This is a genomic window from Aurantimonas sp. A2-1-M11, assembly GCF_036549475.1.
GTDB lineage: Bacteria > Pseudomonadota > Alphaproteobacteria > Rhizobiales > Rhizobiaceae > Aurantimonas.
In genome coordinates, this window is the sequence record NZ_JAZHLI010000023.1 from 16,480 (window position 1) to 40,505 (window position 24,026).

Below are 24,026 nucleotides of genomic sequence, written 5' to 3' on the forward strand. Positions count from 1 at the left end.
CAGCTTACATGGTCCCCTTCATGTCGAACTTCTTCCTTCCATCGCATCGGGCGAGCCGTTGATCCATAGCGACACCATCGTCGCCCTGTCCTCGGGCACTCTGCCGTCTGGCGTTGCCGTGGTGCGCGTCAGCGGGCCTGCTGCGCGCAATGTCCTGGAGAAGCTTGCGGGCGCCGTGCCGCCCGAGCGGCGGGCCAGCCTTCGCCGTTTCCGCGACAGGAGCGACCGTACCATCGACCGGGGCATCGCCGTCTTCTTTCCCGGGCCAGGGAGCGTCACCGGCGAGGACCTTGCCGAGTTCCACCTGCATGGCGGCCGTGCCGTCGTGGCGGCATTTCTGGAGGCCGCGTCGGCCGTGGAAAGCGTGCGCCTTGCGGTTGCCGGCGAATTCACCCGGCGGGCCTTCGAGAATGGCCGTATCGATCTCACCGAGGCGGAAGGCCTGGCTGACCTCCTGGCCGCCAGCACCGAGGCCCAGCGCCGCATGGCGGTCGCCCAGGCCGGCGGCGCCCTGCGTGCGATCTACGAAGACTGGATGCGCGACCTCATGGCTGCGCGGGCGATGATCGAGGCGGCCTTCGACTTCAGCGACGAGGGAGACGTGGACGACGATGTCGCTGCGGGTGTCGATCGCCAGATCGCGCGTGTCGCCGATGCCATGCGAAGCCATCTCGCCAAGGCCGACCGCGGGGAAATTCTCCGCGAGGGGTTCAAGGTGGCCATCGTCGGCGCGCCCAATGCCGGCAAGTCGAGCCTCCTGAATGCACTGGCGGATCGCGAAGTGGCCATCGTCACCGAGATCCCCGGCACGACACGCGACGTCATCGAGGCGACCCTCGATCTCGGCGGCATCCCGGTTCGATTGTCGGATACGGCAGGAATCCGGGATACGGCCGACCGGATCGAGGCCATGGGCATCGAACGCGCCCGGGCCGTGATCGACGAAGCGGATCTGATCCTGGCACTGGTGGACCCGCTCGCAGGCCCCAGCGCGCTGGAACGCCTGACCGGACTTCTGACTCACGTGAAACATCCGATGATGCTCGCGGGGCAGGACCAGCCGGGAGATGAGACGGCGGCGAGCCCGCTACTGCCGGCAGCGCCTGTCCTGACCATTCGGACCAAGCTCGACCAGGCGGGACGATCCGGTTCGCCTCCTGCGGTTGATGAGGATTCCGGCGAGCCCCACTATGATCTCGCCATTTCGACACAGACCGGAGAGGGAATCGCGGAACTGGTCGAGCGCATTGCGGCGATCGCGGCAGCCGCCGTGGGCGATCCCGACGATGTGGTCCCGGCACGAACGCGGCACCGCGAGTTGATCGGCGATGCGCTGCGGCTTCTGGAACTGTTCCTCAACGAGCCCGAAACTCCTGCAGAAGTGCGTGCGGAGACCCTCCGCCGTGCTGGCCATCGCCTCGGCGCCCTGACCGGGCAGGTCGGGGTGGAGGATCTGCTAGAGGTGATCTTTTCCGAATTCTGCATCGGCAAATGATTCACGTGGAACACGTGAGTCGTTGAGCGTTTCACCGGCACTCCGGTGCCGCTGCGATACGACGGCTCGGTGTCCCGGTTGTTCCTCGTTGACAGATCCGCACGCTGCAGGCTTAACCCATCGGCATGGAACAATTTTTCGATGTCGTCGTCATCGGCGGCGGTCATGCCGGTTGCGAAGCCGCCAGTGCAGCAACACGCGCGGGCGCCAGCACCGCCCTCGTCACCCACCGCTTCGACACGATCGGGGCAATGAGCTGCAATCCCGCGATCGGTGGGATCGGCAAGGGTCATCTCGTGCGTGAGATCGACGCGCTCGGCGGTCTGATGGGTCAGGTTGCCGACGCCGCCGGCATTCAGTTCCGCCTCCTGAACCGGCGCAAGGGTCCCGCGGTGCGCGGGCCCAGGACCCAGGCCGACCGCCGGCTCTACCGCGAGGCGATGCAGGCGGCGATCCGCGCCCAGTCGGGGCTCGACGTGATCGAGGGCGACGTGGCCGATCTCACCCTCAATGCAGACAACCGCGTCACCGGCGTGGTTCTCGGCGACGGTCGCCGCATTGGCTGCCGGGCCGTCGTGCTGACGACCGGCACGTTCCTCTCCGGCCTCATCCACATCGGCAACCGCAAGATCCCGGCCGGTCGCATGGGCGAGGATGCCTCGACGGGCCTGTCGGCGACGCTGGACCGCCTCGGCCTGACCCTCGGCCGCCTGAAGACCGGAACGCCGGCCAGGCTCGACGGGCGCACGATCGACTGGGAGGGTCTCGACCGCCAGGCGCCGGACGACGTGCCCGTTCCTTTCTCCTATCTGACCACGACGATCGCCAATCGGCAGATCGATTGCGGCATCACCCGGACGACACCGGAGACCCACCGGATCATCCGCGACAATCTCGGTCGGTCGGCACTCTATTCCGGGCAGATCGCCGGCAACGGCCCGCGTTACTGCCCGTCCATCGAGGACAAGATCGTCAAGTTCGGCGATAGGGATGGCCACCAGATCTTCCTGGAACCGGAAGGGCTGGATGACGACACCATCTATCCCAACGGGCTGTCGACCTCCCTGCCCGAGGACGTCCAGACCCTGTTCCTGCGATCCATCCCGGGGCTGGAGCGGGTGGAACTGCGCAAGCCGGGCTACGCCATCGAATACGATCACGTGGATCCTCGCGAGCTGGACCGGAGGCTGGCGGTGCGCCGCGCCGAGGGGCTGTTCCTGGCCGGCCAGATCAACGGCACGACGGGTTACGAGGAAGCCGCTGCACAGGGGCTCATTGCCGGCCTCAATGCGGCGCTGCTTGCGGCGGGCAGTGCGGCGGTCACCCTCGGCCGGGCCGACGCCTACATTGGCGTGATGGTCGACGATCTCACCCGGGCGGGCGTGTCGGAACCCTATCGCATGTTCACGTCACGGGCGGAGTTCCGCCTGTCGCTGCGCGCCGACAATGCCGACCGGCGGCTGACACCGCTCGGCCTGTCGCTGGGGATCATCGATGCGGAGCGCCGCGCGGTCTTCGAGGCCAGCGAGACCGCGCTCGAGGGCGCACGCGCCCAGCTCGAAGCTGCCACCCTCACCCCATCCCAAGCCCAGCGCCATGGGCTGCCGGTCAATCTCGACGGACGTCGTCGCTCGGCCTGGCAGCTGCTGTCGCAGACCGACGTGGATCTCGATCGTCTGGCGCAGGTCTGGCCGGAGCTGGCCGGGCTGAGCGGCCCGATCCGTGATCGGATCGAGATCGAGGCGGCTTATGACGTGTATCTCGACCGCCAGCGCCGCGATCAGGAGCGGCTGCGACGGGACGAGAAGCGCGCGCTCCCGGCCGACCTCGACTATACGGCCATGGTGGGACTCTCCAACGAATTGCGGCAGAAGCTGATGGATCGTCGCCCCGCCTCGATTGCCGAGGCCGAAGCCATAGACGGCATGACGCCGGCGGCCCTGGCCATCATCCTGGTCACCTTGCGACGCACGGAGACAGCCCGTGCGGCGTGATCGCGATTCGGAGCGGCCGGCCCGGCCCTATGTCAGGCCTCCCCAGACGCCGCCACGCAGGAGACCCCGTGCCGCCGATGTCGCAGCGGCGCAGGAAGCCGGCCGCGCGGAATTTCTCGCCTCGCACGATGTTTCACGTGAAACGCTGGATCGGCTCGACCGCTACGTTGCGCTTTTGACCGACTGGCAGAAACGGATCAATCTGATCGCGCAGGCCACTATCGGGGATGTCTGGACGCGGCATGTCGCTGATTCGCTGGAGCTGGAACGGCATCTGCCGCAGGCTGCGACCTGCGTCGATCTCGGTTCGGGTGCAGGGCTGCCGGGCATCATAGTCGCGGCTAGCAGGCCCCAGATGTCCGTGGATCTGATCGAAGCCAATGCCAAGAAGATCGCCTTCCTGCGCGCCGCCCAGCGCGAACTGGGCCTCAAGGGAACTGCCCACGGGGCTCGGATCGAGGATTGCGGTCCGGTTCTGGCGGGGGCCGACATCGTCACCGCGCGGGCGCTCGCGTCGCTTTCCGACCTGTTCGCCCTGGTCACCCCGCATATCCGTCCGGGGACACGCTGCTTCTTCCAGAAGGGGCGCAACCATGAACAGGAAATTAACGCAGCGACTGCCCATTGGCGATTCCGCGTGATAAAGCATGAAACGACACTCGAAGACGGATCTGTCGTCCTCGAGCTCGACGATATCGCGCCGCTGTGAGCGGCGACAGCCTCGGCGCAGACGGACCGGCAGCTTTCCGGCCGGCGACCGGAATCGCCGCTTGGCGGAGCGGGAGCGGATCGATGGATGCGATTAGCGGACGGCCGATGCGGATCATCACGATAGCGAACCAGAAGGGCGGGGTCGGCAAGACGACCACCGCCATCAATCTCGCCACCGCCCTCGCCGCGATCGGCAAGCGTGCGCTGCTGATCGATCTCGATCCCCAGGGCAATGCTTCGACCGGGCTCGGGATCGACCGGGACAATCGCGAGGTCTCGTCCTACGACGTCCTGACCGAGAAGGCGTCGATCACCGAGGCCGCCATGGCGACCGCCGTTCCCAACCTCAGCCTGATCCCGTCGACGCTCGACCTGCTCGGCCTCGAGATGGAAATCGCCGGCGCCATGGGCCGCGCCTACCGGCTGCGCGACGCGCTGCATTTCCACCAGGTCGAAACGCCGCAATTCGACTTCGTGCTGATCGACTGCCCGCCTTCGCTCAATCTCCTGACCATCAATGCGATGGCCGCGGCCGATTCCATCCTCGTGCCGCTGCAATGCGAGTTCTTCGCCTTGGAAGGGCTGAGCCAGCTGCTGCAGACGGTCGAGCAGGTGCGCGATTCCCTGAACCCTTCCCTCGACCTGCACGGCATCGTGCTGACCATGTATGACGGCCGCAACAATCTGGCAGCCCAGGTGGTACGGGACGTGCGCTCCTATATGGGCGACCACGTCTATGACACGATCATCCCGCGCAATGTGCGCGTGTCCGAAGCGCCGTCCTTCGGCAAGCCGGCGATCCTCTACGACATGAAATGTCCGGGCAGCCAGGCCTATATCCGGCTGGCCTCGGAGATCATCCAGCGCGAACGCGGGCTGCAGGCAGCATGAACAACTTCCGATACGGCGATCACGGAAGGACCAGCGATAACCCCGATGCCACGAGCGGGGACGGCGCCGACGCGCCGAGGAACGGGGAGACGAAGATGAATGAAGACAAGTCGCGCCAGCGTCTCGGGCGCGGGCTGGCCTCGCTGATCGGCGCCAGTGCCGCCGCCCCTGCCCGCCCCGGCCAAGGCTTCGGTGCCCAGGCAGAGCAGCCGGCGCCGCCGGCGATTCCCGCCGAGCGGCACATCTCCATCGATGCGATCTCGCCGAACCCCAACAATCCGCGCCGCACCTTCCACGAAGCCGATCTCGACGATCTGACCGCGTCGGTGCGCAATCACGGCGTGGTGCAGCCGCTGCTGGTGCGGCCGCGGCCGGGCGAACCCGACGGCTACGAGATCGTGGCCGGCGAGCGCCGCTGGCGTGCGGCGCGCGCGGCCGGGCTCAAGGAAGTGCCCGTCGTCCTGCGCGAGATCGGCGACCGCCAATCGCTGGAGATTGCGATCATCGAGAATGTCCAGCGCGCCGACCTCAATGCGGTCGAGGAAGCGCAGGGCTACGAGATGCTGATCAACGAGCATGGCTATACCCAGGCCGACCTCGCCGATGTCTTGGGCAAGAGCCGCAGCCATGTGGCGAACACGCTGCGGCTGCTGAAGCTGCCGGAGGAAGTGCGCACCATGGTGGCGAGCGGCACGCTGTCGCCCGGCGCTGCCCGCACGGTGGTCACGGCCGAGGATCCGGTCTCCGTCGCGCGCCAGATCGTGTCGCGCGGGCTCAGCGTGCGCGAGGCAGAGGAGCTGGCTCGCCAGCCTGCGGGCGAGGTCGCCGCCCCGAAGAAGCCCGCCGGCGGCAAAAGCGTGTCGACCCGCAGGGCAGCTCCGGAGAAGGATTCCGACGCGCTGGCGCTCGAGCGGCTGTTGGCCGAACTGCTCGGTATGCCCGTGGAGATCGAGGTGAAGGGCGACGGCGGTTCGATCCGGATCGAATACGCCGACCTTGAACAGCTCGACGAGATTTGCGGGCTGCTGCAGACGCGCGCGCAGCGCCCGTCCGACACGCCGCGGGTGCGCGAACTCTAGGCTTTTCGGCTCAAAGTCAGGCGCATCTGTTTCACGTGAAACAGGTGCGTGGATTGGCGCGACGGGGCGTCCCGCAAGAAGTGCCGGCTCGGACGGCGGCGTGTTATTGTGGGAGAGAAACCGTCAGGCCCGGCCTGCGCGCAGCCGCGCTGCTTCGACGGCGACGTCGAGCAGGGTCTGCCGCGTGATGGTCAAGGCAAGTCCGCTCTCCTTGCGGCTGGCCAGAATGTCCGCATCGATCCGCTGCAGGATGGCGGTGATCGCATCCAGGGGCCAGGCTGACAGCGCGGCTTCCATGGCGTGCTTGCGCCGGAAATGCGGACGCCGACGTTCCACCACCCGGCCGACCGGTTCGCCGCCCTTCTCCACCATCTCGCGCATCGTCTGCAATTGCTGGAAATAGCGCAGCAATTGCTGGTGCAGCTGGAAGGTGGCGGTGCCTGCCGAGACCAGGCGGTCGATCAGATGCGGCAGCCGCCGCACCTCGCCGCTGGCCGCCGCATCGATCGTTTCCTCCAGCGTGTCGGCCGAGACGTCGCCGACGATGGCCCGCACGTCGGCTTCGGTCACCGAGGGCGCTCCCAGCGCGTAGAGGCAGAGCTTGCGGATCTCGCCGCGCGAGGCGATGCGGTTGGCGCCGAGGCGGGAGCGCAGCTCGTCGCGGGCCTCGCGATCAATGGTCAGCCCGCTCTCGCGCATCTCGTCGTCGATCATGCGGTCGATCGCCCGGCCCTCGTCCTGGTAGCAGGGCAAGGCGATGGCGAATTTGCCGCGTTCGGCGTTGGCGCGCAGGGCCGAAGTCTTCTTTAGGTCGCCGGCCTCGAGGATGACGATGGCGCCGTCGAGCTTGCGGGCCGCCAGATCGCCCACGGCATCGGCCAGCGACTTGCCGTTGCCGGCACTGCGCACCCGGATCAGGCGCGTGCCGCCGAACATGGAGACGGTCTGGGCCTCGTCATAGAGGCGGCCGATGTCCTTCTCCAACTCGTCGGCCGCCAGCGTGACGGCCGCGAAGGGATCGTTGCGGTCGATCCCGGAGAGTTCGGCGATCTTTTCCGAACGCTCGGATACGAGGCCGGGATCGGGGCCGTAGAGGAGGATGACCGGATAGGAGAAATCGGGCCGCGAGAGGAAGGCTTCGACCTCGCCGGGTTTCTTCTGCGCCATGGTCGGACGTCCCCGTTGCGCGAGCGCGGCGGGCGCTCGCATCCTTCATGCCGTGCCGGCGTCTCCCCCGGGAACGGGCCTACAGCATCGGTCCGAAAACCGGAATCGATTTTCGGACCGATGCTGAGATTCAACAGGTTAGAGCGCCGTTGTGCCTCCGTCAGACGCACGGCGCTCTAGACGCCGGCCTTTGTCAGAGCGCGGGCGATCTCGAGTTCGAGCTGCGCCGCCACGGCCTCTGCGGCCTGTTCGCGCGCGTCGATGACGGCCCGTTGGCTCTGGTAGAGTTGACCGGTGCGGTCGAAGGGCACCGTCTCGGTCCGTGTGCCGGTGGCCAGGACTGTGCCGTCGCTCACGCGCGTCAGGACGAAGGTCGCGGTCATGTGGTAGAGCGACGTTGCCGCCTGCCCGCCGGGTTCGACCGCAATTCCGATCTCGCTGCCGCTGCCGGTGAGGCTGACAGCGTAGAGCGGCTCACTGACTCGCTTGCCCTGGTTGAGACGGAACAGCAGCGCGTTGCGGATGATCTGGACGGTGCGGGTGCCGGCTTCGGAGACCGCAATGCGGCCGCGCAGGGAGACAAGCTGCCCGTTCGGCGCGACGATGTCGGTGGTCAGGCCACCGGCATAAAGTGGCCGCCCGATGCAGCCCGACAAAGCGAGGCCGCCAGCCAGGAAACAGAGCGCCGCCAGGGCGCGAGGCCGGCCCGCATCAAACAACGACATTGACGATTCTCCCGGGGACGACCACGACGCGCTTGGGCGAGCTGCCGGCCAGCGCTGCCTGCACGAAATCGAGCGCCAGCGCTGCCTGTTCGATGTCAGGTTTGCCGGCGGAAGCCGGTACGGTCAAGTCACCACGCTTCTTGCCGTTGATCTGGACCGGCAGGGAGACACTGTCGTCCTTCAGCAGCGCCGGATCGACCTGCGGCCAGGGTGTGGCGGCAGCGAGACCGTCCATGCCCAGTGTCGTCCAGCATTCCTCGGCCAGATGCGGCATCATCGGCGCGATCAGGCGCACGAGAATGGTCAGGGCTTCGCGCGCGGCGGCCCTCAGCGCCGGGTCGCTGTCGGCCGATATGCCCGACAGGGACGCGGCGAGCGTGTTCACCAGTTCGTAGACGCGTGCGACGGCCTTGTTGAAGCCGAGACGCTCGATGTCCTCGGCGACGCCGGCTGCGGCGCGGTGGGACGCGCGGCGGATGGTCAGGACCGCCTCATCCTCGGATTGCGGGGTGCCGCCGGCATCCGCGATGCGGGGCGCTGTCTCCGATACCAGGCGCCAAAGGCGCTGGACAAAGCGATGGGCGCCCTCGACGCCGGATTCTGTCCAGATCACGTCGCGGTCCGGCGGGGAGTCGGAGAGCATGAACCAGCGCGCCGTGTCGGCGCCATAGGAGGCGATGATGTCGTCCGGGTCGACGACGTTCTTCTTGGACTTCGACATCTTCTCGATGCCGCCGATCTCGATCGCGGCGCCGGTCGACAGGCGCGTCGCAGTCCGGATCCCCTCCCCTTCGGTGATCGACACGTCCACCGGCGCGATCCATTCGCGGCCGTCGCGATAGGTCTCGTGGACGACCATGCCCTGGGTGAACAGGCCCCTGAACGGCTCGTCGAGATCGACATGGCCGCAGGCGCGCATCGCCCGAACGAAGAAGCGCGAATAGAGCAGATGCAGGATCGCGTGCTCGATGCCGCCGATATACTGGTCCACCGGCAGCCAGGCATTGGCCGCCTGGGGATCGGTCGGCTCGTAGGCCTGTGGTGCTGTGAAGCGGGCGAAATACCAGGAGGAATCGACGAAGGTATCCATCGTGTCGGTCTCGCGCCGCGCCTTGCCGCCGCATTGCGGGCAGGTAGCGTCGCGCCAGGTCGGATGGCGATCGAGCGGGTTGCCGGGCTTGTCGAAATCGATGTCGTCGGGCAGTTCGACCGGCAGATTCTCCCTGGCCTCGGGCACCACGCCACAGGCCTCGCAATGCAGGACAGGTATCGGGCAGCCCCAGTAGCGCTGGCGCGAGATGCCCCAGTCGCGCAGGCGGAAATTCACCTGACGCTCGGCCTGGGGCCTCCCGTCCAGCGTGGTCGCCTCCAGTCGTTCGGCGACCGCGTCGAAGGCGGCATCGGGCGACATGCCGTCCAGAAAGGCCGAATGGCACATCGTCCCGTCGCCGACATAGGCCTCCGTACCGACCGCGAAGCTGTCGGCGTCGGCGCCTTCCGGCAGGACGACGGCACGCACCGGCAGGTCGTATTTGCGGGCGAAGTCGAGGTCGCGCTGGTCATGGGCCGGGCAGCCGAAGATCGCGCCGGTGCCGTAATCCAGGAGCACGAAATTCGCCACATAGACCGGCAGTTTCCAGGCCGGGTCGAAGGGATGGGTGACGGAAATCCCCGTCAGCATGCCCTTCTTCTCGGCGGTTTCCAGCGCGGCGGCGGACGTGCCCTGGCGGCGGCAGTCGGCGATGAAGGCCTGCAGCTCCGGGTTGGTCTCGGCGGCTTTGGCGGCCAGCGGATGATCGGCGGCGACGGCCACGAAGGAGGCGCCGAACAGCGTGTCGGGCCGGGTGGTGAAGACGGTGACGTCATCGAAGCCTTCGGGCTTCGTGGCGCCATCCAGCGCCCAGCGCACCAGCAGGCCCTCAGACTTGCCGATCCAGTTCTTCTGCATCAGCCGGACCTTCTCCGGCCAGCCCGGCAGATGGTCGAGGGCCGCCAGCAGATCGTCGGCGAAATCCGTGATGCGGAAGAACCACTGGGTCAGTTCGCGCTGCTCGACATCGGCGCCCGAGCGCCAGCCCTTGCCGTCGATCACTTGCTCGTTGGCCAGCACGGTCATGTCGACCGGGTCCCAGTTGACCTTGGATTTCTTGCGGTAGGCCAGGCCCTTGGCCAGGAAGTCGAGGAACAACATCTGCTGGCGGTGGTAGTATTCGACGTCGCAGGTCGCGAATTCCCGGCTCCAGTCCAGGGACAGGCCCATGGATTTGAGCTGGCCGCGCATCGTCGCGATGTTCTGGTAGGTCCATTCGCGCGGATGCACCTTGTTCTGCATCGCGGCGTTCTCGGCGGGCATGCCGAAGGCGTCCCAGCCCATCGGGTGCAGCACGTTGTAGCCCTTGGCCCGGCGGTAGCGCGCGACCACGTCGCCCATGGCATAATTGCGCACATGGCCCATATGGATGCGGCCCGAGGGATAGGGAAACATCTCGAGGACGTAGTATTTCTCGCCCGGGGCGTCTGTCCGCGTTTCGAACAGCTTTGCCTCGTTCCAGGCCTTCTGCCAGCGAGGTTCGGATGCGCGGGGATTGTAGCGTTCTGTGGTCATGCGGCCGATCGCGAAGCTGGTCCGGCCGGATGGGGACCGGCAGGTATTGGGGGATGCGGCTTGACTTACTCTCTTGTCGCGCCCGCGTTCAACACGAGGGGGCGGAAAATCCGCCGAATCTCGGCAAATGTGATGCAGGCGGGCGATGATGGCCCGCCGGAAGGGAGACGGCATGGACAATGCGCTGCTGGAGCGGCTGGAGACGGTGCGGGAAGCGATCGCGCGGGCGTGCAGGGAGGCCGGACGCCCGGAGGATGCGGTGGCCCTGGTCGCAGTGTCCAAGACCCATGACGGCGAGGCGATCCTGCCGGTGCTGGAGGCTGGCCAACGGATCTTCGGCGAGAACAAGGTGCAGGAGGCCAAGGCCAAGTGGCCGGCACTGCGCGAGCGCTTCGACGACATCGAGTTGCGGCTGATCGGGCCGCTGCAGTCGAACAAGGCCGGCGAGGCGGTGGCGCTGTTCGACGTGATCGAGAGCGTCGACCGCGAGAAGATCGCCCGCGAGCTCGCCAAGGAGATGACCAAGCAGGGACGCCGCCCGCGGCTCTACGTGCAGGTCAACACCGGCGAGGAAGAGCAGAAGGCCGGCATCGCGACGACCGAGGCGGTGGATTTCGTGGCCCGCTGCCGGGACGAGCACGGTCTTCAGATCGAGGGGCTGATGTGCATCCCGCCGGCCGACGACAAGCCCGGGCCGCATTTTGCGCTGCTGGAGAAGATCGCCCGCGAAGCCGGCGTCGCGAAGCTGTCCATGGGCATGTCGGGCGATTACGAGATCGCGATCGGCTTCGGCGCGACCTCGGTTCGGGTGGGATCCGCGATCTTCGGCGCCCGCGACTACGGCTGAGATCTCCCGGGTGGAAGCGCCCTGCCCGCCCTGGCCTCGTGCGTTCGCGCGTCCTGTGCCCGGAGTGTGAAACCGCGGGCCTGCTCGCCCGTTACGGGCAGGACCGACCCCGCCCGCAAAGGACCACATCATGGGATTTTCCGACTTCAACCTGGCTGGCGTGTTCGTCGCCGCCCTCCTCGCCTTCGTCTTCGGCTTTGTCTGGCACCGCGCCCTCGAAAAGCCCTGGATGACGGCGAGCGGCTATGGCGGCCGGCCGGCGCTGAAGCCGGGTCCCCTGGCCATCGTCTTCCTGGCGGAACTGATGATGGCCGGCGTCCTGGCCGGCATCATCGGCCATATCGGTCCCGTGACCATCGGCAATGCGCTGATCACGGGCATTCTCGGCTGGGCGGGCTTCGTGCTGACGGCCATGGTGGTCGATCACTCCTACGAGGCACGGTCGCGTCGGCTAACCTATCTGAATGCCGCCCACTGGCTGGGCGTGCTGATCATCATGAGCGTGACGATCGGCCAGTTCGGCTGAGACGACGGGGCCTGAAACCCCGCGAAAGTATGACGCCGGCGAACTGGACCCTGCCGGCGCTTTCACCCTAGATTGCCTGCCCAATGCCGGGCGAACCCGGCGCCAGCACGGGAGGCGATTCGATGACCACGATCCACGTCAAGGACGACTGGAAGGCGCGCGCGAAGCTGACGGACGAGCAGTATCGCGACTGGTACCGCCGCAGTGTCGAGGATCCGGACGGCTTCTGGGGTGAGCACGGCCGGCGCCTCGACTGGATCAAGCCCTATCAGAAGGTGAAGAACACCTCCTTCGCCCCGGGAAACATCGACATCCGCTGGTTCGAGGACGGCACGCTGAACGTGGCGGCCAACTGCATCGACCGGCATCTGGCGACGCGCGGCGACCAGACGGCCATCCTCTGGGAGGGGGACGACCCGGCCGAATCCCGGGCGATCACGTACCGGCAGCTCCACGAGGAGGTGTCGCGCATGGCCAATGTGCTGAAGGATCGCGGCGTCCGGAAGGGCGACCGGGTGACCATCTACATGCCGATGGTGCCCGAGGCGGCCTATGCGATGCTGGCCTGTGCCCGGATCGGCGCCATCCATTCGGTGGTGTTCGGGGGCTTTTCGCCGGACGCTCTGGGCGGCCGGATCGAGGGTGCGCAGTCGGACGTGCTGATCACCGCCGACGAGGGCCTGCGCGGTGGCCGCAAGGTGCCCCTGAAGAAGAATGCCGACCGGGCCTGCGAGATCGCGGCCAAGGCCGGACAGACGGTCAAGACGATGCTCGTGATCCGGCGCACCGGCGGCGACGTCACCTGGCAGGAAGGCCGGGACGTCTGGTGGCACGAGGCGCGGGAGACCGTGTCCGCCGACTGCCCGCCCGCCGAGATGTCCGCCGAGGATCCGCTGTTCATCCTCTACACGTCCGGCTCGACGGGCAAGCCGAAGGGCGTGCTGCACACGTCCGGCGGCTATCTCGTCTACGCCGCGATCACCCATGAATATGTCTTCGACTACCATGAGGGCGACGTCTACTGGTGCACCGCCGATGTCGGCTGGGTGACCGGCCACAGCTACATCGTCTATGGCCCGCTCGCCAACGGCGCCACGACGCTGATGTTCGAGGGCGTTCCCAACTATCCCGACGCCTCGCGCTTCTGGCAGGTAATCGACAAGCACAAGGTCAACATCTTCTACACCGCGCCGACCGCGATCCGCTCGCTGATGGGCGCCGGCGACGAGATGGTCACCAAGACCTCGCGCGCCAGCCTGAAGGTGCTGGGCACGGTGGGCGAGCCGATCAACCCGGAGGTCTGGAGCTGGTACTACCGGGTCGTCGGCGACGAGAGGTCGCCGGTCGTCGACACGTGGTGGCAGACCGAGACCGGTGGCATCCTGATTACCCCGCTGCCGGGCGCCACGGACCTGAAGCCCGGTTCGGCGACGCGGCCGTTCTTCGGCGTGCAGCCGCAGCTGGTCGACAATGTCGGCACGGTGCTGGACGGCGCCAACGACGGCAATCTCTGCATCACCGAGTCCTGGCCGGGCCAGATGCGCACGGTCTACGGCGATCACGAGCGCTTCGAGCAGACTTATTTCGCGACCTATCCGAACAAGTACTTCACCGGCGACGGCGCGCGCCGCGACGACGACGGCTACTGGTGGATCACCGGCCGCGTCGACGACGTGATCAATGTGTCCGGCCATCGCATGGGCACCGCAGAGGTGGAATCGGCGCTGGTGTCCCATGCCAAGGTGTCCGAGGCGGCCGTGGTCGGCTATCCGCACGACATCAAGGGGCAGGGAATCTACTGTTACGTCACGCTGATGGAGGGCGAGGACCCGTCGGACGCGTTGCAGAAGGAGCTCGTGGCCCATGTGCGCAACGAGATCGGTCCCATCGCATCGCCTGACAAGATCCAGTTCGCGCCGGGCCTGCCCAAGACCCGCTCGGGCAAGATCATGCGCCGCATCCTGCGCAAGATCGCCGAGGACGATTTCGGCGCGCTGGGCGACACCTCGACCCTGGCCGACCCGGGGGTCGTCGACGACCTGGTCGAGCACCGCCAGAACCGCAAGAGCTGAATGCCCTTCCGGTTCAACGTCTTGGCTGAAGGAGAAAAGCTGGTGCGAGGCTGACGGAATGGGCGGCGACCCTCTTGCGCCGCCGCATTTTCCTTCCCATACTCGCCTTGTGTTCAACGAAGTGAAAGGAGGTGATCCAATGTCGAGTGATTATCTGAAGCCGGTTGGGTCTTTGATTCTCGGTGGTTCGACGGAGCAGCCTCCTCGCTTCGCCTGAGAATTGCGGATGCCGCGATGCGGTCTTCGACGACCGCCGGCTGACGTCAATCACGGGGCCGCTTCCGAAAGGGAGCGGCCTTTTGATTGTCTGCGACCTGGCGCCCCGCGCCTGTCTGCGCAAGCGATGCGGCGCTGAGCCGGCAAACTTTCCGACACACAGATCCCACGCAATAAGGCCCGCGCCACAGGGCACGGGCCTTCCTTCATCTGCGGTCAGAGGGGCGCTGCAGCCCCAATTGGCCGTCAGGCTTACTGGGCAGCGGGTGCTGCCTCACCAGCCGGTGCCATGGCCGGGTCGGCGACGCCGTCGGTATCATCGGCCATCTCTTCCGGCTCGCCATAGGCCGGAGCCTGCTCGAGCTGCTCGCGCGTAACGTTCAGCACGATGCGGTCCGGCAGATTGTCCTCGCCCACGACCGGAGTCACAGGCTCGGCGGTTGCCGTGGTGCTGGCGGTCGACATGTCCGCATCGCCTGCGGCCATGCCCGTGCCACCGGCAGCGGGATCGGCAGCCATGCCGGTACCACCGGCCGCCGGAGCGGCAGCGCTGGCCTGCGCATTCACCTCTGCTTCGGTCGGCAGACCCTCGGTCTTGCCCGGGCCGAACTCCAGTGCGCTCATCGACACGGCGACATCTTTCTGGCCGATGCCGAGGAAGCCGCCGACGCCGACCAGAACGGCCATCACTTCACCATCCTCGGAGACCAGCACGTCGCTGATCGAGCCGATGCTCTCGCCGGCTGTGTCATACACGTCCTTGCCGTCCAGATCGGCCACGCGCCACGCACCCGTCGGGGGAACGGTCACGAAGGGACCTTCGGCAGACGCGCTCGCGGTGTCCATGTCACCATCGGCCGGTGCATCGGACGCCATGCCGGCAGGCTTGTCGGTCTTGCCGGCTTCACCTTCGGCCGTATCCATGTCCGTCGGCGCTGCGGTGTCAGCCGTGGCATCTTCTTCGGGTACCAGGGTGCCACTCGGTGCTGCCGCATCGGTGCTGTCCGACGGCATCGCCGTATCGCTGGCTGCCGGCGGCGTCTCGGCCGGAGCAGCGGGGTTCGTATCCTGCGCAAACGCGGCGAAGGGCATGACGACGCCAGCGAGCAGGGCGGTGTAGAAGGACTTTTTCATGGTGCTAACTCCCGATTTCAGATAGCCGCACAATGATCGGATTGACCAAGAGGTTCCGCAGGAAAGGCAAATAACGACGATTTTTACACTTGCGGCTTTTGTGTGGCGGAAGCTCACGTCCTGTTGCATGTGGTAACGAGGGGCAGGTTGTTGCCGGGCCGGCAGGAGAGGAAAGCCGTCTGCTTGCCGGGAAGCCATTGATTCCTGTGGCATTCGGACCCCGGGGCTGCCGGTGTCAGTCCTTTGCGGGGGCCAACCGGCCTCGTACGGCGACGGCCTGGCGTCGGTCCACATCGCCGTACCGCTTTCCCGCGGACGACGGCGGTGGGTGGGGCCAACGGAACTCTCTGCAGCAGATCCGGCAAGGCGCAGAGGCGCGAGAACGCCTATTCGTACAGGTCGCGGCGGGTCGGCGGAAGCTCTGCCGGTCCCTTGGCGCGGCGCGAGGCGAGGGTCTGGTAGATCAGCAGGCCGCCGCGCTGGAAGCCGAGGGACACACCGGCCAGATAGAGTAGCCACAGGCGGGCCCGCGGCTCGCCGGCGATGCGACTGGCCTCGGGCATGTTGGCAAGCAGGCGGTCGTGCCAGAGGCGGCAGGTACGCCCATAATGCTCGCGCCAGTTCTCCACGTCGTGGACCTCGAAGCGATGGGCTTCTAGGAGCTGCGCCGAATGGCCGACATGGTCGAGTTCGGCGCCGGGAAAAATGTAGCGAATGATCGCCGCGTATTCCCTGGTGCCTTTGCGAAACTTGGCGTCGGTGGTCTTGGCCGGGCGGGTAATCGCGTGGTGCAGATAGAGCCCGTTCGGTCGCAACAGCTTGCGGACCGCGGTAAGATAGGTCGCGTGGTTGTCCCACCCGACATGCTCGAACATGCCGATCGAGGCGATCTTGTCGAAGCGGCCAGTAAGGTCCTGGAAGGGCTTCAGTTCGACGGTGATCCTGTCCTGGAGCCCCTTGGCGGCGATCCGCTCGCAGGCCAGATCGTACTGTGCCTGGCTGAGCGTCACGCCGTGCCCTGTCACACCGTAATGTTCGGCCGCATGAATGAGCAGCGCGCCCCAGCCGCAGCCGATATCGAGGAAGTGCTCGCCCTCCTTCAGGCGCAGCTTGCGGCAGATCATGTCCAGCTTGTCGCGCTGCGCCCTGTCGATGTCGTCGTGCCAGCCGTCGAAATAGGCGCAGGAATAGAGCATCCGCTCGTCGAGGAAGAGGCGGTAGAAATCGTTGGAAATGTCATAGTGAAACTGGATTGCCGCCTGGGAGGAGCCGCTGGCGCCGGCCCCCGTGCCGCTCTGGGGCGCGACGCGGGCCGCCTTCCGGCCGCGCCGGGCCAGTGTGTAAAGCGACGGCAGGGCCGTTGCGATGGCCAGCCGGTCGATCTGTTTCAGCGCGTCGCGCGTGGGGACATCCGAGCGCGCCGTGGCCACGTCGAAGATCGTTCCGTCCTCGACATCGATCGCCCGGGACATCCAGAGCTCGACCGCAGTAACAATGCGCGGGCTGAGCGCGAGCCTGGCGATGGCGGCGGGATCATTCAGCGCCAGGACGGGACCGTCGGCGGGGCCGATGCGCTCGCCGGTCCACAATCGAACAGCAATCTTCGGCTGGAAGGCGGCTATCGTCTGACGGACGATGGCCTCGAGTCTCGCTTCGCCGGCTGCCATGGAGAATCCTGTTTCACGTGAAACGGCATATGGCCGTGGAGAATGGCAGTATGCCGCGCATTCGCGGCTTATGAACAGCTTGGACGCGTTGCGAAGGGGGATAGCCGCCAAGCGGCGAAGGGGTGAAGAACTAGCTGGCCGCCGAGAGCGGCCCGGCGATATCCATGCGGATCACGATACCATCCGGCATGTAGAATCCGTTGAAGCGGTTGCCGGAGAATCGCGCGTTTCCGAGGCCCGGCAGGTGCAGGAAGTTTGCCATTCCCTTCATGCCCGGATGGGACACGTCGACATATTCCGTCGATCCGACGTCCAGACCCTGCATCTCGTCATTGTGTCGCGAAATCGTCTCCGCGACGATGCGATAGAATTCCCGCTTGTCCGCCACCACAGAGGACGGCACAATCCACAGGCGCCAAGTATCGGTGTCTTCCTGATGGACCCACATGACGGCTCTCGGATGCGCTCTCGTGTCATCCAGACGCCGTGTGAGTGCCTGAGCCTGGCTCACCAATACTGCTTGATCCACCCGAGCACTCCATGTTCACGGTTCGAGATGGCCGCGATGAGGAACTGCGCTTCCGCTGCAGCGACCGAGCGATACCTTGCGTCCGGCGACCATTCCGAAGCGATGGCCCAGTTCGCCGCGAATTCATGATCGGCATCCTGAGCGCTCCGAAGCTCACCGCGCAGGCCCGAAAGGCTAACAAGTTTCATGAACTCATGCGAGTACACATCTCGGATGATCGCCTTGTCGGGGATCGTGTCTGCGGAAATCTGTCGCGCAATGCAGGCCTTCAAAGCGAGTTCGACGCTGTAGCCCGCTAGGTAATAGGCACTCGACCAACGATGATGTGAAAGCAGCAATGCTGCATCGTCGCATCTTGCCTGTGCCACGCCGTGAAGGTCCGTCCGACGCATCGTTCGCCCTCGTTTGACGAAGTCCGAGCAAGACAACCGCAAATCTGCGGGAAAGAAAAGAAAGCGCCGTCCTCAGCCGTCGCGGCCGTCCGTCGCGTCCACGGCGCTCAGATCGCCGGGGAGGGCGCCACTGCACCAGTCGCGGCGCTTCCCGCCTTCGTAGCGGACGACGAGGCCCTCGCGAAGCAGCGTGCGGGCGAGATCCGGCGGATCGGGCGTCGAAAGGGTGGCAAGGACGCGGCCGAAATACTTGTCGCCGGAAATGCCGGTCAGCGTCACGGGACCCGTTCCGATCAGTGTCACGAGCCGTTCGGTCGCTGTGGCGGCCGCAGACTTCTCGGCCGCGCAGCTGCCGCGTTTTTCCGGCGCGTCGATGCCCTTCAGCCGAACGGCGACCTGGACCGCCTGCATGGGCCAGACGAAGGCCTCGACCTCCACCGTGTCCCCATCGCGAACCTTCAGGACACGGGCTTCGACGGGACCGGAAATCGTCCTGGGATAGTCGTCATCGGCCGCCTGGGACCCGCTGCTGGCCGAGGCGAGCAGGAAGACCGATATGCAACCGAGGATTGGTCTATAGATAGGTGTCACGTCATCTGCCAGCGAATCGCAAGGGACGTCGGGCAATATTCCTAGTCCGGACTCCGCGCAAGATGGCAGGTAAGGCATACAGCGCCGGGCGTCGCATGACGCAGGGTCAAGCAAGCTGCTCTCACTGCGTCGCCGGTAGGACGCCGGCCCCACAATCGCCGGGAGAAATGCCGATCCGCGAACAACGCGAATGCGGGGTGCGCGCAAGCGCCTTGGGGGATGTCAGAAGTCGGAAATCAGACCGTTCTTTTCCCAGTCGCCATAGCGTACCGGCTCGTGGCCCTTGGGGCCGTTGATCTCCGCGGCGTGGCCGATGGCACTGTCCGTCTCCGCAAGCCGGCGCCGCTCCTCGGCTTCGGCGAGGGCGCGCCGGGCGGCAGCCGGCAGTTCGCGGTCGCGCGGCGTGTCCGTGGTGGATGCCTCGTCCCTTGCGGCCAGGTCGCTCATGGTTGGCTCGTCCTCATGCTAAGGTCGGCCCACAAGCCTCGCGGCGCCGTACCGTCCAAGATAGGGGCCGGTGCGGGCACTTGAAACCCTTCGGCGCCGCGCTCCGCGCAGCGGTGCAATCGGTCGCGGCTGCCGCGCCGGCAATATTGAAGCCGAACCCGCCGATCCCCATTTCCACGGGCGACCGGCGCGGGTCGGCCGCGCAGACACTCTGGTGCTGGAACCTTCGATGAACATGATCAAGACTGCGATGCTGATCGCTTTCATGACCGCCCTCTTCATGGGGCTCGGCTTCATGATCGGCGGTCGGGCCGGCATGCTGATCGCCTTTGTCTTCGCTGCCGGCATGAACCTGTTTTCCTACTGGAACTCCGACAAGATGGTGCTGAAGATGCATCATGCGCGGGAGGTCGACGCGCGCTCCGCGCCGGAATACTACCGCATCGTGGAAGGGCTGGCCGGACGGGCCGGCCTGCCGATGCCCAAGGTGTATGTCATCGACAATCCCCAACCGAATGCCTTCGCCACCGGGCGCAATCCCGAAAATGCCGCGGTTGCCGCGACGACCGGCCTGCTGGAGCAGCTGACGCCCGAAGAAGTCGCCGGCGTCATGGCCCACGAGCTGGCCCATGTGCAGAACCGCGACACGCTGATCATGACGATCACCGCCACGCTGGCCGGCGCGATCTCAATGCTTGGCAATTTCGCCTTCTTCTTCGGCGGCAACCGCGACAACAACAATCCCTTCGGCTTCATCGGCGTGATCCTGGCGATCATCGTCGCCCCGATGGCCGCGATGATCGTGCAGATGGCGATCAGCCGGACACGCGAATATTCGGCCGACCGGCGCGGCGCCGAGATCTGCGGCAATCCCGACTGGCTGGCATCGGCCCTGGGCAAGATCGCCAGCGCCGCGGGGCGCACCGTCAATGTCGATGCGGAGCGCAATCCGGCGACCGCGCACATGTTTATCATCAATCCCCTGTCGGGCCAGCGGATGGACAATCTCTTCTCCACCCATCCCGACACCGCCAACCGCATCGCCGCGCTCAAGGAGATGGCGGCTGAAATCGGCGGATCGGGTGCGGGTTTCGTCGCGTCTCAGCCGCGCGCGCAGATCGACCGGTCGCGTCCGGGTCCCTGGGGCCGGGGTGACAGGCCGTCTGCCGGCGACCGCCGGCGGGGGCCGTGGGGTTGAGCGCTGGATCGGACGGCCGGAAAGCCCGCCGGGGCGGCAATTTCGATGCAACCCGCTCGGCCCCGCGCAAGCGGCCGTTGCCGGCCAAGGCGCCCCGGCGCGATGACGGTCCGGGGAGCGGACCGCGCATTGCGGCCGGGCCCGATGGTTTCGTGCCGGACGGCTATTCGGCCGGCGATCGGCCGGGCCTGGGCGCCCGGCTGGTGGCCGCCAAGCTGCTGTCGGCGATCATCGACGCGCGGACCTCGGCGGACGGCCTGCTCGACGCATCCGGCGGGCATCCGGGCTTCCGGGCGCTGGAGAGTCGCGACCAGGGCCTGGTCAAGGCGATCATCCTCTCGGCGTTGCGGTTTCGCGGCACCATCGCGCGGGCGCTCGATGCCTGCCTCGACCGGCCGGTGCCGCCGAACGCAGTGGCGCTGAAGCACATATTGCATGTGGGTGCGACGCAGATCCTGTTTCTCGACGTGCCGGATTCGGCCGCCGTGGACCTTGCCGTGGCAGCGGCGAATGTCGATTCCCGCAGCCAGCGCTTCGCCGGCATGATCAATGCCGTGCTTCGCCGCCTGTCGCGCGAGAAGGAGGCGCTTGCCAGCGTCGCGACCGCGACAGAGAACATGCCGGAATGGCTGGCGGCGCGGCTGGTTGCCGCCTATGGCGCCGAGCGGACCGAGGCCATTGCGCGCGCCCATCTGACGCCGGCGCCGCTCGACCTGACCGTGAAGCGCGACCCCGAGGGCTGGGCCGAGACGCTGAGCGGCACCGTGCTGGCGAATGGCACGGTGCGCCTCGGCAGCTTCGACGGTCCCGTGACCGCGCTCGCCGGCTTTGCCGAGGGCGAATGGTGGGTGCAGGATGCGGCCGCCGCCCTGCCGGCGCGATTGTTCGGGGATCTGTCCGGCAAGCGCGTCGCCGATCTCTGCGCCGCGCCGGGCGGCAAGACGGCACAGCTGATCCTGGCCGGCGGCGCGGTGACCGCGCTGGACATCAACGCCAACCGGATGAAGCGGCTGAAGGGCAATCTGGCCCGGCTGTCGCTGGAGGCCGAGACGGTCGTGGGCGATCTCGCCGCCTTCGTCCCCGCCGAGCCTTTCGACGCCATCCTCCTGGATGCGCCATGCTCGTCCACCGGCACGATCCGCCGCCATCCCGACGTGCCCTACACCAAGGATCCGGACGAGATCGGGAAGCTGGCGGGAGTGCAGGCCCGGCTGCTGGGCGAGGCGGCGCGCCTTCTGGCACCTGGAGGCCGGCTGGTGTTCTCCAATTGCTCGCTCGACCCGGCCGAGGGTGAGGCGATCGTCGCCGCCTTCCTCGCCGAGCGGCCGGAGATGGTCCGCGATCCGGTGCGGCCGGACGAACTGCCGGGCATGGAATTCGCGCTGACGGCCGAGGGCGACCTGCGCACCACGCCGGACATGATGGGCGGTGCCGGTCCGGCGGGGACGGCGTCGACCGGCGGGCTCGACGGCTTCTATGCCGCGCGGCTGAAGCGGATCTGAGCGCGATCGCAGGTTCCCGCCGGACCTCGGTCGTGCTTTCGCCGCAAGTCTTAGCGAAGTTTTTACCATATGCGCAGAAGGTGTTGGCTGTTGCGCTGACCTGTTGATCGTGGCCCGAACGGCGGATCACGACGGGTCAGCCAAGGATATCAACAAGCAAACCGGGTGCGTTGCCCGGACTGGGGTCTGGGAGTGTCGACGAGCTTGGCAGGTCAACCGCTCCTCGCTGTCCTGACGCTGCGTGAAGTGTGGCGCAGGGCGCGGCGACGGTTGCGCACCGGCCCCCTGCATCGCTGGCGCTTCGCCGGCGGCCGTGCAGGCCAGCTCCTGGTCGTGCCGCCCTGCCTGCGCCATGGCGACCCGATGATCGCCGAGGCGATCTATTCTGGCCGCTTCTTCTTCGCCGGGCAGCTGCTCGAGCCGGGCCGCACCTCGATCTTCCAGACCATCCTGCCGTCGGAGGCCTATGGCGCCGAACTGCACGGTTTCGACTGGCTGCGCCATCATGCCGAGGCCGGCGACGCGCTGGCGCTCACCAATGCCCGAACCCTCGTCGACGACTGGATCCGGATGAAGGGCGGCACGCTCGGCGATCCGGCCTTCGAGCCGGCAGTCGCCGCGCGGCGGGTCATCGCCTGGCTGAGCCATGCCGACATGCTGCTTGCCGAAGCCGATGCCGGCTTCCAGCGGCGCTTCCTGAAGAGCCTGTCCTCCCAGGCGCGCTATCTGCGTTCTGTCGCGCAGGAGGCGCCGGAAGGCATGCCGCGACTCCAGGTGCGCACGGCGCTCGCCTTCGTCTCGCTCTGCCTGCCGACGGCCAGTGGGCGCATCAAGATCGCCGCCCGGCATCTGGCCGAGGAACTCGACCGGCAGGTGTTTCCCGACGGCGGCCACGTCTCGCGCGATCCGGCTGCGCCTGTGGCGATCCTGGCCGATCTGATCCCGCTGCGGCAGATCTATCTGCGCCAGGGCCAGGCACTGCCCAAGGGGCTCTACTCGGCGATCGACCGGATGCTGCCGGCGGTGCGCTTTTTCCGCCATTCCGACGGTTCGCTGGCGCTGTTCAACGGCTCGGGCGCGTCCGACATCCACCTGATGACGGTCCTGCTGCGCTATGACGAGACGCTGGGCGAGCCGATCACCCATGCGCGGCAGTCGGGCTATCACCGGCTGGCTTCCGGCTCCAGCGTCATCGTCGCCGACACCGGCTGCCCGCCGCCGGCGCTGGTCTCGCGCAATGCCCATGCGGGCACGCTCGGCTTCGAACTTTCCTGCGAGGCGAGCCGCATCGTGGTCAATTGCGGGCGGCCGCTGACGGCCGACGCCGAATGGCGCCGCCTGTCGCGCTCAACGGCGGCCCATTCGACGGTGATCCTCGATGACCGCTCCTCGTCGCATTTCGCCCGGTCGGAAAGTCTCGACCGGTTTCTCGGGACCCCGCTGGTGCCCGGTCCGACCGAGGTGCTGTCGAGCGAACTCGGCGATCCGGGCCAGGGCTTCGAGGCTTCCCATAACGGCTATGAGCGGCAGTCCGGCCTCCTGCACCGGCGCCAGCTGGCGCTGTCGGCGGATGGCTGGACGGTCGATGGCCATGACAGCTTCCAGCGCAGCACGACGGTGCGGACAGGGACCGATGCCGGCAAGGCGACGGCACGCTTCCACCTGCATCCCACGGTCAGCGTCGAGGTGACGGGCGACGGTGTGCGGCTCGCCGTGCGCGGCCAGCGCTGGCTGTTTCGCGCAGATGCGCGGGTGGAGATCGAGGATTCGATCTTCTTTGCCGATCCTGGCGGTGCCCGGCGCACGCTGCAGCTTGCGGTGCTCTTCGACGCCTACGACCCGGCCGGGATCGCCTGGCGCTTCGAGCGCGAGAGCTGAGCGGGGAGGGCGTCGCCCTCTCCGCCCGAGATCCGCCCGAGACCCACGGGGCTGGATTGTTCCGACCGGGTACCCATCTGCAGGCCATGACCCGGATCGCCCTTCTCTTCCTCTGCTTGGCGCTTCTGGCCGGCTGCGGCGGCATGAACCGGGCCGTCGGCGTCCTGCCGGACACGCTGGACGATCTCGAGGCGCGCTCGGCGATCGCCCGCGGCGCGCCCGACGACATGGTCAATCCGGGTCCTGCCGACACGGCCCCGGCGACGCGCTAGCGGCTGCTGCGACCCGGCGACCATTGTGGGATGCGGCGCGGCTGACTATCAGGGGCGCACACCTCCCGTCCGTGCCACCCAGGAAACG

21 protein-coding genes are annotated in these 24,026 nt (G+C 67.0%); 12 read left to right on the top strand and 9 right to left on the bottom strand.

Features of this window, described 5'->3' with window-relative positions:
* Positions 1-58: 58 nt before the first annotated feature.
* From mnmE to VQ042_RS12355, 5 genes are all read left to right on the top strand, one after another.
* The gene (gene mnmE / locus VQ042_RS12335; protein WP_331819635.1) at positions 59-1,495 is read left to right on the top strand and encodes a tRNA uridine-5-carboxymethylaminomethyl(34) synthesis GTPase MnmE; all 1,437 of its coding nucleotides are present in this window, start codon (positions 59-61) and stop codon (positions 1,493-1,495) included.
* A 125-nt stretch (positions 1,496-1,620) separates the two neighbouring features.
* Positions 1,621-3,489 (top strand): tRNA uridine-5-carboxymethylaminomethyl(34) synthesis enzyme MnmG, encoded by a 1,869-nt coding sequence (gene mnmG, locus VQ042_RS12340; protein ID WP_331819637.1) that lies wholly within the window; start codon positions 1,621-1,623, stop codon positions 3,487-3,489.
* The gene (gene rsmG / locus VQ042_RS12345; protein WP_331819639.1) at positions 3,479-4,198 is read left to right on the top strand and encodes a 16S rRNA (guanine(527)-N(7))-methyltransferase RsmG; all 720 of its coding nucleotides are present in this window, start codon (positions 3,479-3,481) and stop codon (positions 4,196-4,198) included. The genes mnmG and rsmG overlap by 11 nt, the downstream gene beginning before the upstream one ends.
* A 107-nt stretch (positions 4,199-4,305) precedes the next feature.
* Positions 4,306-5,091 carry a ParA family protein gene (locus VQ042_RS12350; protein ID WP_331819726.1) on the top strand — a complete coding sequence of 262 codons (786 nt, stop codon included), beginning with the start codon at positions 4,306-4,308 and terminating at the stop codon, positions 5,089-5,091.
* A 95-nt stretch (positions 5,092-5,186) separates the two neighbouring features.
* The gene (locus VQ042_RS12355; RefSeq protein ID WP_331819641.1) at positions 5,187-6,170 is read left to right on the top strand and encodes a ParB/RepB/Spo0J family partition protein; all 984 of its coding nucleotides are present in this window, start codon (positions 5,187-5,189) and stop codon (positions 6,168-6,170) included.
* A 123-nt stretch (positions 6,171-6,293) separates the two neighbouring features.
* Here VQ042_RS12355 and holA read toward each other — a convergent pair whose 3' ends face one another.
* The 3 genes from holA to leuS form a co-directional block, all read right to left on the bottom strand.
* Complete coding sequence (gene holA, locus VQ042_RS12360) at positions 6,294-7,337, bottom strand: DNA polymerase III subunit delta (protein WP_331819643.1); 1,044 nt, start codon at positions 7,335-7,337, stop codon at positions 6,294-6,296.
* Positions 7,338-7,513: 176 nt separating this feature from the next.
* A complete protein-coding gene (locus VQ042_RS12365) occupies positions 7,514-8,062 on the bottom strand; it encodes a hypothetical protein (protein WP_331819645.1) in 549 nt (182 codons plus the stop codon).
* Positions 8,049-10,667: a leucine--tRNA ligase gene (leuS, locus tag VQ042_RS12370; protein ID WP_331819647.1), complete on the bottom strand. Its 2,619-nt coding sequence runs from the start codon at positions 10,665-10,667 to the stop codon at positions 8,049-8,051. Before leuS ends, VQ042_RS12365 begins: the two co-directional genes overlap by 14 nt.
* 172 nt (positions 10,668-10,839) lie before the next feature.
* Between leuS and VQ042_RS12375 the strand changes: the two genes are divergently transcribed.
* From VQ042_RS12375 to acs, 3 genes are all read left to right on the top strand, one after another.
* A complete protein-coding gene (locus tag VQ042_RS12375) occupies positions 10,840-11,514 on the top strand; it encodes a YggS family pyridoxal phosphate-dependent enzyme (RefSeq protein ID WP_331819649.1) in 675 nt (224 codons plus the stop codon).
* Between the two features lie 130 nt (positions 11,515-11,644).
* Positions 11,645-12,040 (top strand): DUF1761 domain-containing protein, encoded by a 396-nt coding sequence (locus VQ042_RS12380; protein ID WP_331819651.1) that lies wholly within the window; start codon positions 11,645-11,647, stop codon positions 12,038-12,040.
* 122 nt (positions 12,041-12,162) lie between these two features.
* Positions 12,163-14,112 (top strand): acetate--CoA ligase, encoded by a 1,950-nt coding sequence (gene acs / locus VQ042_RS12385; RefSeq protein ID WP_331819654.1) that lies wholly within the window; start codon positions 12,163-12,165, stop codon positions 14,110-14,112.
* Between the two features lie 468 nt (positions 14,113-14,580).
* Here acs and VQ042_RS12390 read toward each other — a convergent pair whose 3' ends face one another.
* The 6 genes from VQ042_RS12390 to VQ042_RS12415 form a co-directional block, all read right to left on the bottom strand.
* Positions 14,581-15,675: a PRC-barrel domain-containing protein gene (locus VQ042_RS12390; protein WP_331819656.1), complete on the bottom strand. Its 1,095-nt coding sequence runs from the start codon at positions 15,673-15,675 to the stop codon at positions 14,581-14,583.
* 173 nt (positions 15,676-15,848) lie between these two features.
* Entirely contained in the window at positions 15,849-17,129 is a 1,281-nt protein-coding gene (locus VQ042_RS12395; RefSeq protein WP_331819658.1) for a cyclopropane-fatty-acyl-phospholipid synthase family protein, read from the bottom strand.
* Between the two features lie 130 nt (positions 17,130-17,259).
* Positions 17,260-17,577: a hypothetical protein gene (locus tag VQ042_RS12400; RefSeq protein ID WP_331819660.1), complete on the bottom strand. Its 318-nt coding sequence runs from the start codon at positions 17,575-17,577 to the stop codon at positions 17,260-17,262.
* A gap of 59 nt (positions 17,578-17,636) precedes the next feature.
* The gene (locus tag VQ042_RS12405; RefSeq protein WP_331819662.1) at positions 17,637-18,050 is read right to left on the bottom strand and encodes a hypothetical protein; all 414 of its coding nucleotides are present in this window, start codon (positions 18,048-18,050) and stop codon (positions 17,637-17,639) included.
* 72 nt (positions 18,051-18,122) lie between these two features.
* Positions 18,123-18,641 carry a thermonuclease family protein gene (locus VQ042_RS12410; protein ID WP_331819664.1) on the bottom strand — a complete coding sequence of 173 codons (519 nt, stop codon included), beginning with the start codon at positions 18,639-18,641 and terminating at the stop codon, positions 18,123-18,125.
* Positions 18,642-18,863: 222 nt separating this feature from the next.
* On the bottom strand, positions 18,864-19,088 hold the full coding sequence (locus VQ042_RS12415; protein WP_331819666.1) for a DUF1674 domain-containing protein: 225 nt from the start codon (positions 19,086-19,088) through the stop codon (positions 18,864-18,866).
* 229 nt (positions 19,089-19,317) lie between these two features.
* Here VQ042_RS12415 and htpX point away from each other — a divergent pair, with 229 nt between their 5' ends.
* The 4 genes from htpX (at position 19,318) to VQ042_RS12435 (ending at position 23,938) form a co-directional block, all read left to right on the top strand.
* Positions 19,318-20,286: a zinc metalloprotease HtpX gene (gene htpX, locus VQ042_RS12420; protein WP_331819668.1), complete on the top strand. Its 969-nt coding sequence runs from the start codon at positions 19,318-19,320 to the stop codon at positions 20,284-20,286.
* 77 nt (positions 20,287-20,363) lie between these two features.
* The gene (locus VQ042_RS12425; RefSeq protein ID WP_442880074.1) at positions 20,364-21,788 is read left to right on the top strand and encodes an RsmB/NOP family class I SAM-dependent RNA methyltransferase; all 1,425 of its coding nucleotides are present in this window, start codon (positions 20,364-20,366) and stop codon (positions 21,786-21,788) included.
* Between the two features lie 204 nt (positions 21,789-21,992).
* On the top strand, positions 21,993-23,666 hold the full coding sequence (locus VQ042_RS12430; protein WP_331819672.1) for a heparinase II/III family protein: 1,674 nt from the start codon (positions 21,993-21,995) through the stop codon (positions 23,664-23,666).
* 56 nt (positions 23,667-23,722) lie between these two features.
* Positions 23,723-23,938, top strand: coding sequence for a hypothetical protein (locus tag VQ042_RS12435; RefSeq protein WP_331819674.1), 216 nt, complete (start codon positions 23,723-23,725; stop codon positions 23,936-23,938).
* Positions 23,939-24,026: the final 88 nt, after the last annotated feature.